The organism is Flavobacterium panici (assembly GCF_903819335.1).
Lineage (GTDB): Bacteria > Bacteroidota > Bacteroidia > Flavobacteriales > Flavobacteriaceae > Flavobacterium > Flavobacterium panici.
Genome location: NZ_CAIJDE010000036.1, coordinates 169,743 through 169,986 on the forward strand (window position 1 = coordinate 169,743; position 244 = coordinate 169,986).

Sequence of the window (244 nt, forward strand, 5' to 3'; positions counted from 1 at the left end):
GCAAAGAAATTCGACAATAATCTTCACCACAATCTTGTCATCTCGACGAAGGAGAGATCTCCGTAAGTAACTCCGTAAAGCATATCGCCAATCTTTGTCGATCAGCGAGTGCGATCCTTCGTTCCTCCTTTAGATTTGTTTTTTTAAATTTAAGTAGATTTATGATTGAGAAAGGAAGCAAAAGTAAACTATTCGTTCCTCTGAGTTTGTGACTCATATCTTGATTAAGACTTTGGCTTCCCTT